The following is a 16,183-nucleotide window of genomic DNA, read 5'->3' on the forward strand; positions in this document are numbered from 1 at the left end:
CCCTCCCCCCGCGACCCGAACAGCAATGTTCGGGTCGCGCAGTGTGCGCAATACCCCCGCAGCGCCGCCCGCGCCGGTTCAGAATTGACTTGCCGCGAGCTGTGCGGCGGCAGGTACTACCGCTACCGCGGTGGCTACGGGCGGTCCTCGCCGGGTAGCCCGATCCGCGGTCAGAACGTAGGACACGTCATGCAACAGCCTTCCCTTTCGGCGAAAGATACGGACACGGTTCTTCCCGACGGGGCCTTCGCCCTGTCGGCGGCACAGCGCGGCATCTGGTTCGCCCAGCACGTCGCCGGTGACACTCCGATCTCCATCGCCCAGTACGTCGAATTGAACGGACCGATCGACCTGGATCTGCTCGCGCATGCGGCGCGGCAGGCCGGGCGCGAGTTCGGCACCGGCTACCTCCGCCTGATCGAGGTGGAGGGACATCCGTTCCAATTCGTCGACACCACCCTCGACGACAGCCTGGAAACGCTCGACTTCCGCTCCGAACCCGACCCGGAGACGGCCGCGCACGCGTGGATGCGCGCGGAGTACGAGACCCCGCTGGAACTGACCCGCGACCGGCTGGTGCGCATGACCATGCTGCGAGTCGGGGCCGACCGCTGGTTCTGGTACTCGCGAATCCACCACATCGTGCTCGACGGCATGGGCGCACTGACCATGGTGCAGCGCACGGGCGAGCTGTACAACGCCGCCGTCGAGGGCCGCGAGGCGCCGCCCGCGAAGGCCGAGGATCTGCGCAAGATCGTCGAGGCGGATCTGGCCTACCGCAGTTCGGACCGGTTCAGCGCCGATCGGGAGCACTGGCTCGCCCACCTGGACGGCATGGCCGACCCGGTGAACCTGGCCGGTCGCACCGCGGGCGTGAACGGGCACCCGAGCCGGGTCGCGGGCGCGCTTCCCGCGGACACCGCTGAACTGCTGGACTCCGTCGCCGATCAGGTGTCCTCCGGTGTCGCGCCGACCTTGGTCGCCGCCTTCGGCGCGTATCTGTCCGCGATGACCGGCGCACCGGAAGTCGTGCTGAGCCTCCCGGTGTCCGCGCGCACCACCGCGACGCTGCGGCGTTCCGGCGGCATGATCGCCAACGTGGTCCCGCTGCGCCTGCGGCTGACACCCGCCACGACGGTCGGGGACGTGATCCGCGCGGCCCAGGGCGAGCTGACGGGGGCGCTGCGCCGGCAGCGCTACCGGCAGGAGGACATCTTCCGCGACCTCGGCTGGCCGATGGACGAGGCCGGGTCGTTCGGTCCCTCGGTGAACCTCATGATGGTCGACACCAGGATCCAGCTCGGCCCGGTCACCGGGCGGCTGCACGTGCTGACCTCCGGGTTGATCGATGACCTGTTCGTCAACCTGTACCCGGGCGTCGGCGGCGAGAGCACGCACATCGACTTCCAGGCCAACGGCAATCTCTACTCCGACGCCGAGCTGACCGCGCAGCACCGCCGATTCCTGTCGTTCCTGCACCGCTTCCTCGCCGCCGGACCGGACGCACCGCTGGCGACCGTCCCGGTGCTGTCGGACGACGAGCGCGCCGACTTCGCTCCCGGGCGCGGCCCCGCGGGCGTCCCGGCGCGGACGCTGCCCGACATCCTCGCCGGGGGCGCGGCCCGCGATCCGCTGGCCACCGCGCTCGTGGAAGGCGAGACCGCGCTGACCTACCGCCAGGTGGACGACTACACCAACCGGCTGGCCCGGGCGCTGATCGCCGCGGGCGCCGGGCCCGAACGCACCGTGGCGATCTCGATCCCGCGGTCGGTCCAGTCGGTGCTGGCGACGATCGCGGTGGCCAAGACCGGCGCGGCTTTCGTGCCGATCGATCCGACCTATCCGGCCGACCGCATCGAGCACATGGTCGGCGACAGCGGGGTCGTCGCGGGGATCACGCTGGCATCCGCGCGAAAGTCGTTGCCGGACCGGATGTCCTGGCTGATCCTCGACGACGAGGAGACCGAGCGGGCGGTGGCCGATCAGGACGCCACGCCGCTGACCGACACCGAGCGGACCGCCGCGGTGCACCCCGACCAGGTCGCGTACATCATCTACACCTCCGGCTCCACCGGGCTGCCCAAAGGCGTGCTCGTCTCGCACCGCGGGCTGGCCAACCTGGTGGCCAGTTCCGGCGCCGGATTCGGTATCGACGCGAATTCCGTTGTCGCTCATGCCGTCTCGCCCAGTTTCGACATCTCCGTAGAGGAGATCCTTGTCACGCTCGCGGCGGGCGCGACGCTGGCCGTGGTGCCGCCGTCGGCGTACGCGGGCGAGGAACTGGCCCACGTGCTGCGCACGCACCGCGTCACACACCTCAACGTCACCCCGGCCGTCGTGGGATCGCTGGATCCGGCGACCCTGCCCGAGCTGCGCACCGTGATCGTCGGCGGCGACGCCTGCCCGCCGGAGCTGGTCGCGAAATGGTCCGGCCGGACATTGCTGAACGGCTACGGCCCCACCGAGACCACCGTCACCGTCACCCTCAGCGCCCCGCTGGCGCCCGAGGGCCCGGTCACCATCGGCGGTCCGGCCCGCGACGTGTCGGCCGTGGTCCTCGACCCGTGGCTGCGGCCGCTGCCGCCGGGTACCACCGGTGAGCTCTACCTCGCCGGTCCCGGTGTGGCCCGCGGCTATCACCGGCGCAACGGGCTCACCGCGGACCGATTCGTCGCCAACCCCTACGCGACCGGCGAACGCATGTACCGCACCGGCGACCTGGTGCGCTGGGTCGAGCAGGACGGACGCGTCGAACTGGAGTACCAGGGCCGCAGCGACTTCCAGGTGAAGGTGCGCGGCTTCCGCATCGAGCTCGGCGAGATCGACGCCGCCCTTCAGCGGCATCCCGACGTCGACTTCGCGCTCACCCTCGGCGCCGAAACCGGTTCGGGCGCCACCGCACTCGTGTCCTATGTACTGCCGAAACCGGGAGCGGAAATCCATCCGGAGGCGCTGAAAGCCGCCGCCGGGGAATCGCTTCCGGCCTACATGGTGCCCGCGGTGATCATGGTGCTCGACAGCCTCCCGCTCACCCCGCTGGGCAAAGTGGATCGCAAGGCGCTGCCCGCACCGGAATTCGGCGCCCGCACCACCGCGAGCAGGCCGCCGTCCACGCCGCGCGAGGAGACGCTCGCCGCACTGTTCGCGCAGGTGCTCGGCTTGGACGAGGTGGGCGTCGACGAAAGCTTCTTCGCACTCGGCGGCGACAGCATCGTCTCGATCCAGCTGGTGTCCCGGGCGAAGGCGGCCGGAATCGGGTTCAGCGCGCGAGATGTCTTCGAGCGCAAGACCGTCGCGGCGCTGGCCGCGGTGGCCACCGATGTACCGGTCGCGGTGGTGCACGAGCTGCCCGGCGGCGGGGTCGGCGAGGTGGAGCTCACGCCGATCGTGCACGCGATGCTCGAGCCGGGTGACACCTGGCGGCGGTTCGCCCAGGCCGTACTGATCGAGCTGTCCCCCGACCTCGAGCGCGCGAGTCTGGTCACCGCGCTGCAGGCGCTGCTGGACCGGCACGACGTGCTGCGCTCGACACTGCGCCGCGCCGGCGACGGCTGGAGCTGGATGGTCGCCGAACCCGGCACGGTGGACGCGGGCGCCGCGCTGGAGGTCGTGACCGCGGACGGCGATCTCGACGCGACCTGCGAGCGCGAATTGCAGCGCGCCGCCGACCTGCTCGAGCCGGAGGCGGGCGTGATCGCGCGCTTCGTGTGGATCGAGCGCGCCGACGCCGCTCCGCTGCTGTGGCTGGTGCTGCACCATCTGGTCACCGACGGCATTTCCTGGCGCATCCTGCTGCCGGATCTGGCCACCGCCGCGCTGGGCGCCCCGCTCGCGCCGGTCGGCACCTCGTTCCGGCGCTGGGCCTACGGACAGCGTGAGCACGCGGCCACGCGCACCGCGGAATTGCCGCTGTGGCAACGCATCCTGGCCACACCCGATCCCGCGCTCGGCTCGGCGCCGATGGACCCCGCGCGCGATGTGGTGGCCACCATGGCGCAGCGGACGACCGTCGTCGCGCCCGGCATCGCGCAGACCGTGCTCACCACCGCGCCGGATCGCTTCCACTGCGGCGCCGACGACGTGCTGCTGGCCGCGCTCGCGCTGGCGGTGGCCCGGTGGCGCGGACGCACCTCGACGCTGTTCACCCTGGAGGGCCACGGCCGCGCGGAGAGCGTCCTGCCCGGCGCCGACGTGGCGCGCACGGTGGGCTGGTTCACCAGCGTCTATCCCGTCGCGGTCGACCTGACCGGCATCGATGTGGCGGACGCGTTCGCGGGTGGCGCCGCGGCGGGCGCCGCGATCAAGGCGACCAAGGAACAGTTGCGCGCCCTGCCGGACAAGGGCATCGGGTTCGGGATGCTGCGCTACCTGGTCCCGAGCACCGCGGCGGCGCTCGCGGACGCACCTACCCCGCAGATCAGCTTCAACTACCTCGGCCGCGCGTCCACCGGCGGCGAAGCGGAGCCTTGGCTGCCGCGCCGGTTCGCCGCGACCCAGGACGACCGCGCGCCGCTGGCCGCCACGGTCGACATCAACGCCGTGCTCACCGACACCGGCCTCGAGGTGACCTGGGCCTACGCCGGACGGCTGTTCGACGACGCCGATGTCGCCGAACTCGCCACGCTGTGGGAGCAGGCGCTCGGCGCGCTGGCCGAGCACGCCGGATCCGCGAGCGCGGGTGGACGAACACCGTCGGACTTCGACCTGGTCACCGTCACTCAGGCGCAGATCGACGCCTGGGAGCGCGACTACCCGAACCTCGCCGATGTGTGGCCGCTCTCGCCTCTGCAGTACGGCCTGCTGTTCCACGCGCTCTACGACTCCGACACCGCCGACGGTTACACGGTGCAGTCCCTGCTCACCCTGGCAGGCACCGTCGACGCGGCCCGGTTGCGCCGCGCCGCACAGGCTTTGGTGACCCGTCACGAGAACCTGCGCGTCGCCTTCGTCGAGACCGAGGACGGTCCGCGCCAGCTCGTGCTGGCCGACGCCGAGATCGACTGGCGGGAGGCCGATCTCACCGGCATCGCCGACGAGGACGAGCGGGCCAGGGAACTCGACCGGCTGATCGCGCTGGACGCGCGCACCCGGTTCGAGCTCACTCGTCCGCCGCTGCTGCGCTGCACGCTCATCCGGATCGACACCGACACCTACCGTTTCGTGCTCACCAACCACCACCTGGTGCTGGACGGCTGGTCTACGCCGCTGCTCGTGCGCGAACTGCTCACCCTCTACGTCACCGACGGTGACGCCACGGCCCTGCCGACCGCGCACTCCTATCGCGAGTTCCTGACCTGGCTGGCGACCAGGGACGACGCGGAATCCCTCGGGGCGTGGACCGAATCGCTGGCGGGTGTCGACACGCCGACGCGGGCCGTGCCGACCCTCGCGGGGATCGAATCGACCGAAACCGGGATGATCTCCGCCGACCTTTCCCGCGCCGCCGTGGCCCAGCTGGAGACCGCGGGCCGGGAAGCGGGCGCCACGGTGAACACCTTGGTGCAGGCGGCTTGGGCGATGCTGCTCGCGATGCTCACCGGGCGCACCGACGTGGTCTTCGGCGGCACCGTCTCGGGACGGCCGCCGGAGCTGGCCGGGGTCGAGGAGATGGTCGGCCTGTTCATCAACACGCTGCCGGTGCGGGTGCGGCTCGATCCGGCGGAGAAGGTGTCCGACCTGCTCGCGCGCCTGCAGTCCGAGCAGGCCCGGCTGATGGACCATCAGCATGTCGGGCTGGCCGCCATCCACCAGACGGTCGGCCTCGCCGAACTGTTCGACACGCTGACCGTGTTCGAGTCCTACCCCATCGATCGCGAAGCGCTGTCGCAGGCGCTGGACATCGCGGGCATGCGGGTGCTCGACGTGGAAGGCACCGACGCGACGCCGTATCCGCTGAATCTGATGGTGATCCCGCTGCGCGGCGACGACGGCAGCGACACTTTGCGGATCACGCTGAAGTACATGGCCGATCAGCTTCCGGCCGAGGCCGCGCGGCCGCTGCTGGACCGCTTCGTCCGGTTGCTCGCCCAGCTGGCGGACAACCCGCACGCGCTGGTCTCCCAGTTGCAGTACTGCGACGACGCCGAGCGTGCCGCGCTGGTGCCGGTGCGCGGTCCGGAGTCGGTGCCGCAGTCCACACTGCCCGAGCTGCTCACCGCGGGCGCGCGGATCGATCCGGACGCGATCGCGATCACCGCCGGTGAGCTCACCATGTCCTACGGCGAACTCGACGCCTGGTCCAACCGCTACGCCCGGGTGCTGCTGCGCCGCGGAGTCGGGCGCGAAGTGTTCGTCGTGCTGGCGCTCACCCGCTCGCTGGAATCGGTGATCGCCGTGTGGGCGCTGGCCAAGACCGGCGCGGCATTCGCGCCACTGGACCCGAACTACCCGGTGGAACGCATCGAGCACATGCTCAGCGACTCCAAGGCTCCGATCGGCGTGACCGTCACCGCCACCGGCGAGACGCTGCCCGGCACGATCGACTGGCTGCTGCTCGACGACCTCAACACCATCCGGCGGGTGATGACCGTCTCCGAGGCGCCGATCACCGACGAAGAACGCGGCGGGCCGATCGACCTCGACCAGACGGCGTACCTGATCTACACCTCCGGCTCCACCGGAAAGCCCAAGGCCGTGCTGCTCAGCCACCGCGGTATCGCCAACCTCGTTGCCGCGCAGCGGGAGACGCTTGGCTTGAACCCCACCGCCAGCGCGCTGCAGGTGGCCTCGCCGAGCTTCGACGCCTCGGTGTTCGAGCTGCTCATCGCGCACGGCGCGGGCGGCAGGCTGGTGGTGTCGCCGCCGGACGTCTACGGCGGGGCGGAACTGGAGAACCTGCTGCGCACTCAGCGCGTCACCCACGCGGTGATCACGCCGTCGGCGCTGGCCACCATGGAACCCGCCGGCCTGGAACACCTGCGCGTGCTGGCGGTCGCGGGCGAGGCGGCGACGCCGGAGCTGATCGAGCGGTGGTCACCGGGCAGGCGCATGGTGAACCTTTACGGCCCCACCGAGTTCAGCATCTGGGCGACGGGGCCGGGCGAACTCGTCGCGGGCGAGCCGATCACGATCGGCGGCCCCATCCGCGGCGCGGCGACCATGGTGCTGGACGCCTGGCTGCGCCCGGTGCCGGTGGGGGTGCCCGGCGAGCTGTACCTGGCGGGCCCCGCGCTCGCCCGCGGCTACTTCAACCGGTTCGAGATGACCGCGAGCAGGTTCGTCGCCGACCCCTTCGGCGCACCGGGCGAGCGGATGTACCGCACCGGCGACATGGTGCGCTGGGTCGACAACGACGGCGGCTACGAGCTGGAGTATCTGGGCCGCAGTGACTTCCAGGTCAAGATCCGCGGTTTGCGCATCGAGCTCGGCGAGATCGACGCGGTGCTCTCCCGCGACGACGAGGTCGAGTACGCGGTGACCATCGGGCGCACCGGCCCGGCCGGGACGACCGTGCTGGTCTCCTACGTGCTGCCCGCCGAGGGCGTGCTCCTGGACGTCGAGCGGCTGCGCGCGCAGGTGGCCGCCGAGCTGCCCGGCTACATGGTGCCGGGCTACCTCGTCGTGCTCGAATCGATCCCGCTCACCCCGGTGGGCAAGCTCGATCGCAAAGCCCTTCCGGTGCCGGACTTCTCGGAGAGCCGGCGGCCCTACCTGGCGCCGCGCACGCCGGTCGAGGAGGCGGTGGCCGCGGTGTTCGGCGAGGTGCTCGACCGCGAGCGCGTCGGCGTCGACCTGTCGTTCTTCGAACTCGGCGGCAACTCGCTGAGCGCGACCAAGGTGGTGGCGCGGGTGAACGCGGCACTCGGATCGCGGATCGCGCTGCGCGACCTGTTCGACGCGCCGACCGTGGCCCAGCTGTCGGCCCGGGTGGTCCCCGCCACCGGCTCGGCGCCGGGCCGGTTCGTCCTCGCGCCGCGGATCCGGCCGGATCGCGTTCCGCTGTCCCCCGCGCAGCAGCGCATGTGGGTGCTCAACCGGATGGATCCGGCCTCGCCCGCCTACAACATCGCGGTGGCGCTGCGGCTGACCGGCGATCTGGACGTCGAGGCGATGCGCGGTGCTCTCGCCGACGTGGTCGAGCGGCACGAGAGCCTGCGCACGCTCTACCCGACGGACGCGGAGGGCCCGCGCCAGGTGGTGGTCGGCGCCGACGTGGCCGTGCCCCCGATGCCGGTGACCGCCACCGAGGACGGCCCCGCACTGCGCGAGCGGATCACCGAGCTGGCGGGCACCGGATTCGACCTCGCCACCCAACCGCCGCTGCGGGTGGGATTGTTCCGGCTGCACGGCGGTCCGGAGCCTTCCGCGGGCGCCGGGCCGGTGTCGTCCGGGGCTTCCACCGGCGACGCGCCGGTCTCCTCCGGCCCCGTCGCCGGGAGCGCACCGGTGGCATCGGGCTATGCCGCGAGCCCCGGCGAGTTCTCGGCCGCCACGCCGCCGGTGCACGTCGTCGTGCTGGTGGTGCACCACATCAGCGCGGACGGGGCGTCGATGGCGCCGCTGGCCGCCGATCTGGTCGCCGCCTACTCCGAGCGGGCCGGTGGCGGGCACGCCATCCGCGTCCCGTTGCCGGTGCAGTACGCCGACTTCGCGCTCTGGCATCGCGAGGTGCTCGGCGACGAGGTCGACCCGGAATCGCTGGCGGCGCGCCAGATCGGCTTCTGGCGCGAGACCCTGACGGGCGCGCCCGACGTGCTGGAACTGCCCACCGACCGGCCGCGCCCTGCGGTGCAGACCATGCACAGCGCCGACTTCGGCTTCACCGTCGACGGCGAGACGCACCGGGCGCTGGTGGACTTCGCCGCCGTGCACAGCGTCAGCCCGTTCATGGTCGTGCACGCCGCGCTCGCGGCACTGCTCGCGCGCCTCGGCAGCACCGACGACGTGCTGATCGGCACCCCGGTGGCCGGCCGTGGCGAGGAGGCGCTCGACCAGCTCGTCGGCATGTTCGTCAACACCCTGGCGCTGCGCACCCCGGTCGATCCCGGAGCGGGCTTCGCCGCGTTCCTGGACACCGTCCGATCGGCGGACCTGGACGCCTTCGCCAACGCGGACGTGCCGTTCGAGCGGTTGGTCCAGGTGCTGGATCCGGCTCGCTCGACCGCGCACCACCCGCTGTTCCAGGTCTCGCTGTCGCTGCAGAACTTCGTCGAACCGGTGCTGGAGCTGCCCGGCCTGCGGTTCGAGGTGGAGGATTTCGATCGCAACGCCTCCCAGTTCGACCTGACCCTGGATCTGCGCGAGCGCTTCACCGACAGCGGTCCGGCGGGCATCGACGCCGTGCTGACGTACGCGACGGATCTGTTCGACGAGGCGACGATGGCCGCGTTCGCCGGCCGCTGGCGGCGCGTGCTCGCCGCGGTGCTGGCCCGGCCCGACGTGCGCATCGCCGACATCGACATCCTCGACGACGCCGAACGCGCCACCCTGGTGCCGGTGCGCGGTCCCGAATCCGCCGGAACGTCGACGCTCGCGCGACTGCTGACCGAGACCGCTCAGCGTCATCCGGATCGGCCCGCCCTGGTGGTCGGCGGATACATCACCACCTATCGGGAGATCGACGCGCACTCCAACCGTCTGGCGCGGGTGATGCGCGAGCAGGGTGCGGGCCCGGAAACCGTGGTGGCCCTGGGACTTCCACGCTCGGCCGAACTGCTCACCGGCATGTGGGCCGCCGCCAAGGCCGGTGCGGCGTTCCTGCCGGTCGACCCGAAGCACCCGGTCGACCGCATCGACCACATGCTCACCGACTCCGGCGCGACGCTGGGCCTCACCCTCGCCGCGTACCGGCCGATGCTGCCCGACAGCACGAATTGGCTGGTGCTCGATGACCTGGCCCTCGTCGAACGCTGGGGCGCCGCGAGCAGCCGCCCGCTGGACGAGCGGGACCTGCCCGGCCCGATCCGGCTGGACAACGCGGCGTGGATGATCTACACCTCCGGCTCCACCGGGACGCCGAAGGGCGTCACGGTCTCCCACCGCGGCATAGCCGATTTCATTGCTGCGCAACAGAATTCGCTCGAATTGGACGAGCACTCCCGGGTACTGCAAGTGGCGTCGCCGAGTTTCGACGCGTCGCTGTTCGAAGCGCTCATGGCGTTCGGCTCCGGCGGCGCGTCGGTGGTCGCCCCGCCGGATGTGTTCGGCGGCAGCGCACTCGCCGAGCTCATCGCCGCCGAGCAGGTCACACACCTGGTGATCACACCGTCCGCACTGGCCACCGTCGATCCCGCGGAACTGGCCGGCGTGCGGGTACTCGCGTCGGTCGGTGAAGCGGTCGGCGCCGAGCTGGTCGAACGCTGGGCCACCGGACGGACCATGGTCAACCTGTACGGACCCACCGAATTCACTATCTGGGCAACAGGTTCCGCGCCGATGGAGCTCGGCCTGCCCGTTTCCATCGGCACACCGGTGCACGGCGCGGCCGCCCTGGTACTCGACGACCGGCTGCGCCCGGTCCCGGTGGGCGTCGCGGGCGAGCTGTACCTCGCCGGACCCGCGCTGGCTCGCGGCTACCACGCGCGGCCCAGCCTCACCGCGGCCCGCTTCCACGCGAACCCGTTCGGCGCGGCGGGCGAACGGATGTACCGAACCGGCGACCTGGTGCGCTGGATCCGCGGCGAGGCGGGACTGGAACTGGAGTATCTGGGCCGCACCGACTTCCAGGTCAAGGTGCGCGGCCAGCGCATCGAGCTCGGCGAGATCGATGCCGTGCTCGGCCGCGCGGAGGGCGTGGATTTCGCGGTGACGCTCGGTGTGCCCGGCCCCACCGGGGCGACCGCGCTGGCCGCGTACCTGGTCCACGCGCCCGGTGTGGAACTCGACGTGGCGAAGGTACGCGCGTTCGCCGCCGACATCCTGCCCGGCTACATGGTGCCCGCGGCGTTCGTCGTGCTGGACGAGATCCCGCGCAACGCGGTCGGCAAGCTGGACCGCAAGGCGCTGCCCGAACCGGAATTCACCGCCGACCGCACCGTGTACCGCGCACCGTCCACGCCGACCGAACAGCAGATGGCCGGGATCTTCGGTGAACTGCTCGGCGTCGAGCAGGTCGGCGCCGACGACTCGTTCTTCTCCCTCGGGGGCGACAGCATCCTGGCCATCCAGCTGGTGTCGCGGGCCAAGCAGCAGGGCATCAGCTGCACTCCGTTGCAGGTGTTCGAGCACCGCACGGTGGCGGCGCTGGCCGCGGCGGTCGACGCCGCGGGCACGGCGGTGACGCTGGACGAACTGCCCGGCGGCGGCGTAGGCGAGTTGCCGGTGCCGCCGATCGTGCACTACATGCTCCAGCGCGGCGGGAACTACAACCGCTTCGCGCAGTCCGCGGTGTTGGAGCTGCCGGTGGGTATCGAGCGCTCGCAGATCGTCGCGGTGCTCACGGCCGCGATGGATCGGCACGACATCCTGCGCGCCCGGCTGGTCGCCGACGCCGAGGATGGGCCGCGCATCGTGGTCGGCGCGCCCGGCTCGGTCGACGTGGACGCGCTCGTGCACCGCATCGAGTTCGACGCGATCGAGCGGATCGAGCTGCACGAGTTCGCCATGACCGAACTGGACGCCGCGGCGAACCGGCTCGATCCGGCGAACGGCACCGTGCTGCAGTTCATCTGGCTGGACCCGGTGGGCGCCGCGGGCGCCCGCACCGGCGCGGGACGGCTGATCGTACTGGCGCACCACCTTGTCATCGACGGTGTGTCGTGGCGCATCCTGGTGCCGGACCTGGTGGCCGCCTGGGCTCAGGTGTCGGTCGGCAGTACCCCGGTGCTCGCGGAGACCGGGACCTCGATGCGGCGGTGGGCACACGCGTTGGCCGACGAGGCGCACTCGGAACATCGGATCGCCGAACTGGCGTACTGGCGTGACGTGCTCGCCGGACCCGATCCGTTGATCGGCGGCCGGGAGTTGGATCCCGCCCTCGACCGGACCGGCACGCTGCGCATGGTCGAGCGGGAGATGTCGGCGGAGGTCACCGCCGCGCTGCTCACCACCCTGCCCGGCTTGTTCCAGGGCAGCGTCAACGACGCACTGCTGGCCACCTTGGCGCTGGCGCTGGTGCGCTGGCGCGACAGCGACCCGTCGGCGCTGCTGCGCCTGGAAGGTCACGGCCGCCAAGAGGAAGTGGTGCCCGGCGCCGACCTGTCGCGCACCATCGGCTGGTTCACCAGCATGTACCCGGTACGCCTCGACCTGGCGGGGATCGATATCGATGACGCGCTCGCCGGCGGACCCGCGTTGGGCGCTGCGATCCGCGCCGTCAAGCATCAGTTGCTCGCGGTGCCGGACAAAGGCATCGGCTTCGGCTTGCTGCGCTACCTCAACGCCGAGACCGCGCGGCAGTTCCCGCAACGGCTGCCGGGACGGGTCGGCTTCAACTACCTCGGCCGGTACTCCACCGGCGACATCCCGGCCGGGCTGGAGGGCCTGGGGTGGCTGCCGACCGACGATCTGGGCGACGTGCACGTCACCGAAGATCCCGACGTGCCTTTGCAGGCGGCGATCGACGTGAACGCCGTGGTGATCGGCGACCGGTTGCGGGCGAGCTTCGGCTTCCCGTCCACCCTGCTCAGCCAGGAGGAGGTCGCCGAGCTGGCCGATCTGTGGATCGAGACGCTGGGCGCGGCAGCCCGTTTCGCACAGACCCCGGCCGCGCGGACCGCCGCCGAGGAAGAAGCGGCCGCCACGGCAACACCTGCCGTTCCGGCAGCCGGCGGGCTCGGGCTGGACGTGGTGCTGCCGATCCGGCTCGGCGGCGAGGAACCCGCGCTGTTCTGCGTCCACCCGTCGTCCGGAATGTCGTGGACCTACCTGGGATTCGCGGACGCGCTGGCGCCCGGCCGGCCGATCTACGGCCTGCAAGCGCCCGACCTCAGCGGACACGAACCGCCCGCGCGCTCGATCGAGGAGTTCGCCGACCGCTACGTGCGGGAGATCCGGGCGCTGCAACCCGAAGGGCCGTACCACCTGCTCGGCTGGTCGTTCGGCGGCCTGATCGCCCACGCGGCGGCGGCGCAGCTGAAGGCCGAGGGCGCCGAGGTGGGCGTGGTCGCGCTGCTGGACGCCGATACCTCCGACATCGACGGCCACAGCATCGAACGGCTCACCGCCGGGTCGTTCGTCAACTCGTTCGGCGCGGTGTTCGGCATCCACGACGTCCCCGCGGACGCGACCGCGCAGCAGGCGGCGGACCTGATCCGCGAACGGCTCGGCGGCGTCTCGCTGATCGACGCCGCCACGCTGGAGCGGATGGCCGGGTCGTACAACGCCGCCGCGCGAACCAGAACCGGTTACCGGCGCCCCGTGTTCGACGGCGACATCGTGTATTTCAGCGCGACCGTCGACACCTCCGACATCTTCGGTCCCGACGGCTGGCGGCCGTACGTGACCGGCGAGATCATCAACCACGACATCGACGTGACCCACGACGAAATGACGGCGCCGCAGGCGCTGCCGATCATCGCGCGCGCGCTCGATGCACATCTTGGAGGCCGAGGATGAGTTCCGACCAAGGAGTCGTCGTCGAGGGAATCGAGAAATCCTTCGGCGCGGTCAAGGCACTACGCGGAGTCGATTTCACGGCCGAGCCGGGCGAGGTGCTCGGCATCCTCGGACCGAACGGCGCGGGCAAGACCACCACGGTGAACGTCCTGTCGACGCTGATCCGGCCGGACCGCGGCCGCGCCTCGGTCGCCGGGTACGACGTGGTTGCCGACCCAGCGGCGGTGCGCCGCAGCATCATGCTGACCGGGCAGTACGCCGCGCTGGACGACATGCTCAGCGGCTACGAGAACCTGGTGATGTTCGGCAGGCTGATGGGCCTGCGCAAACGGGCCGCCCGCGCCCGCGCGGACGAACTGCTGGCCGAGTTCGATCTCGAGCGCGCGGCGGGCCGCCGGGTCGGCACCTATTCCGGTGGTATGCGCAGGCGTATCGACATCGCCTGCGGGCTGGTCGTCCGGCCCGACGTGGTGTTCCTGGACGAGCCGACCACCGGGCTGGATCCGCGCAGCAGGCAGGGGGTGTGGGATCTGGTCTCCGGCTTCAAGAAGGCGGGCATCACCACGCTGCTCACCAGCCAGTACCTGGAGGAGGCCGACGCGCTCAGCGACCGGATCATCGTCATCGACCACGGCGTGGTGATCGCCCAGGGCACCGCCGACGAGCTGAAGTCGCGCACCGGCGGCAGCTATTGCGAGGTCGTGCCGCTGAATCTGAAGGACCTGCCCGCCATCGCCGCGGCACTGGGTCCGCTGCTACCGAGGGAGAGTCGGGCCGCGCTGACCCCCGATTCCGACCGGATCGCCATTCCCGCCCCGGACGGCGCGAAGACCCTGCTCGAGGCGCTGCGCCGGTTGGACAGCGCGGGCGTCGACCTCGTGGACGTGGCGCTGCGCCGCCCGTCACTCGACGACGTCTTCCTTCAGCTCACCGGCCATCTGGCGACGGCGGAGGAGACCGCGCAGCCGGAGGTCGTGTCATGACGACGGCGACCTGGCTCTCCCAGACCCGAGCGGCGCCGCTGCGACCGCAACAGTGGTGGGTGCTGACCACCCGGCTGATCGTGCCGTCGGTACAGACCGGCGAGGTGCTCACCTCGGTGCTGGCGCCCGCGGCGTTCACCGCCAGCTTCTACATCCCGCTGAAGACCATCATGACCATCCTCGGCACCGGATTCAGCAGCTACGCGCAGTTCATGATGCCGCTGGTGATCCTGCAGGCCGCCGCGTTCACGGCTGTCTCGGCGGCCTTCCGTGCCGCCACCGATTCGGTCGCCGGGCTCAACCGGCGCTTCGGCGCGATGCCGATCGGCCCGCTGGTCCCGGTCGCGGCGCGCCTGTCCGGCAGCGTCTTCCGGCTGGCCATCGGCGTGATCACGGCGCTGATCTGCGGTCACCTCATCGGGTTCCGCTTCTACCTCGATGCCGCGCACACGCTCGGCTTCGTGCTGTTCTCGCTGCTCATCGGTCTCGCGCTGATCTGGGGCGGCGACGTGATCGGCACCGTGTCGCGCAACCCGGAGGCGACCGCGCAAGCGCTGGTACTGCCGCCGTTGATCTTCGGGATGCTCTCCTCCGGGATCGCTCCCGCCGACCAGTTCCCGGAGTGGGTGCAGCCGTTCGTGCGCAATCAGCCGGTGTCGCAGTGGGCCGTCGCCCTGCGCGCGTTCGCCGGTGACAGCGGACCGAACGCGGGACAGGTGAGCTGGTCGCTGATGGGTCCGCCACTGGCGTGGGCGCTCGGCATCCTGATCATCTGCGTTCCGCTGTCGATCCGGCTCAGCTCCAGGAGGGCATGATGGTATCGCTGGCGGATCGCCCGGATCAATTGCGCACCAGCTCGGAACTGTCGCTGTCGGCCTTGGTGCTGCACACGCTGATCCAGACCCAGCGACTGCTGCTGCGCTGGGCGCGCAACCCGGTCACACTGCTCGAGACGCTGATCGTCCCGTGTCTGCTGCTGATCATGCTGAACACCGTGATCGGCGGGCAGATCCACAAGTTCACCGGCGAGAGCGCGCTGTACGGCTCGGTGCCCATGGTGGCCTTGGTCGGCGCGCTGTCCGGCGCGGTGGCCGGTGGCGTCCTGCTCGGCCGCGAACGCGACGCGGGGCTGCTCGCCCGCTTCTGGGTACTACCGGTGCACCGCGCCTCCGGTCTGGCGTCGCGGGTGCTCGCGGAGGGCTGCCGCATCTTCGTGTGCACGCTCGCGGTCGTCCTGGTGGGCCTCGTGCTCGGGTTCCGCTTCCACCAGGGCGTCGCGGCGACGATCGTCTTCCTGTTCATCCCGGTGCTCTTCGGCCTCGCCTTCGCCACCATCGTCACCTCGGTCGCCGTCTTCACCGCGAAATCGACTCTGGTGGAGGGCATCACCATCCTCACCTCGCTGATGATGTTCTTCAGTACCGGATTCGTTCCGCTGGTCGCCTTCCCCAAGTGGATCCAACCCGTGGTCCGCAACCAACCCATGTCGGTGGCGGTCGACACCATGCGCGCGCTCGCTTCCGGCGGTCCGCTCACCCGCTCGCTCACCCTCACCGTCGTGTGGTCGCTCGGCGCGATCGTTCTCTTCGCGGTGCCCGCGAGCCTCGGCTACCGCCGCGCCAGCAGGCGCTGACCCGCCCGTCCATCCACAGCGAACTCCCAGCCCGGCCCCAGCCTGTCAGGAGCGCGCGTTCCTAACGTCGCGG

Annotated in this window: 4 protein-coding genes; all 4 read left to right on the top strand. The window is 71.1% G+C overall.

Annotated elements, in window-relative coordinates; all coding sequences use genetic code 11:
- Positions 1-189: 189 nt before the first annotated feature.
- From IU450_RS10115 to IU450_RS10130, 4 genes are read left to right on the top strand one after another with little or no spacing between them, the layout of a single operon-like run.
- Positions 190-13,494, top strand: a complete 13,305-nt coding sequence (locus IU450_RS10115) for a non-ribosomal peptide synthetase (RefSeq protein WP_195149431.1) — start codon at positions 190-192, stop codon at positions 13,492-13,494.
- Positions 13,491-14,477: an ATP-binding cassette domain-containing protein gene (locus tag IU450_RS10120; protein ID WP_195149432.1), complete on the top strand. Its 987-nt coding sequence runs from the start codon at positions 13,491-13,493 to the stop codon at positions 14,475-14,477. Before IU450_RS10115 ends, IU450_RS10120 begins: the two co-directional genes overlap by 4 nt.
- Positions 14,474-15,292: an antibiotic transporter gene (locus IU450_RS10125; RefSeq protein WP_195149433.1), complete on the top strand. Its 819-nt coding sequence runs from the start codon at positions 14,474-14,476 to the stop codon at positions 15,290-15,292. The genes IU450_RS10120 and IU450_RS10125 overlap by 4 nt, the downstream gene beginning before the upstream one ends.
- Positions 15,292-16,110 carry an ABC transporter permease gene (locus IU450_RS10130; RefSeq protein ID WP_195149635.1) on the top strand — a complete coding sequence of 273 codons (819 nt, stop codon included), beginning with the start codon at positions 15,292-15,294 and terminating at the stop codon, positions 16,108-16,110. Before IU450_RS10125 ends, IU450_RS10130 begins: the two co-directional genes overlap by 1 nt.
- The last annotated feature ends 73 nt before the right edge of the window (positions 16,111-16,183 follow it).

Origin of the sequence: Nocardia abscessus (genome assembly GCF_015477775.1) — a bacterium.
GTDB classification, from domain to species: Bacteria; Actinomycetota; Actinomycetes; order Mycobacteriales; family Mycobacteriaceae; genus Nocardia; species Nocardia abscessus_A.

Coding starts and splice junctions, on each gene's coding strand:
- IU450_RS10115 (WP_195149431.1), top strand. CDS start 190: ATGCAACAGCCTTCCCTTTCGGCGAAAGATACGGACACGGTTCTTCCC.
- IU450_RS10120 (WP_195149432.1), top strand. CDS start 13,491: ATGAGTTCCGACCAAGGAGTCGTCGTCGAGGGAATCGAGAAATCCTTC.
- IU450_RS10125 (WP_195149433.1), top strand. CDS start 14,474: ATGACGACGGCGACCTGGCTCTCCCAGACCCGAGCGGCGCCGCTGCGA.
- IU450_RS10130 (WP_195149635.1), top strand. CDS start 15,292: ATGGTATCGCTGGCGGATCGCCCGGATCAATTGCGCACCAGCTCGGAA.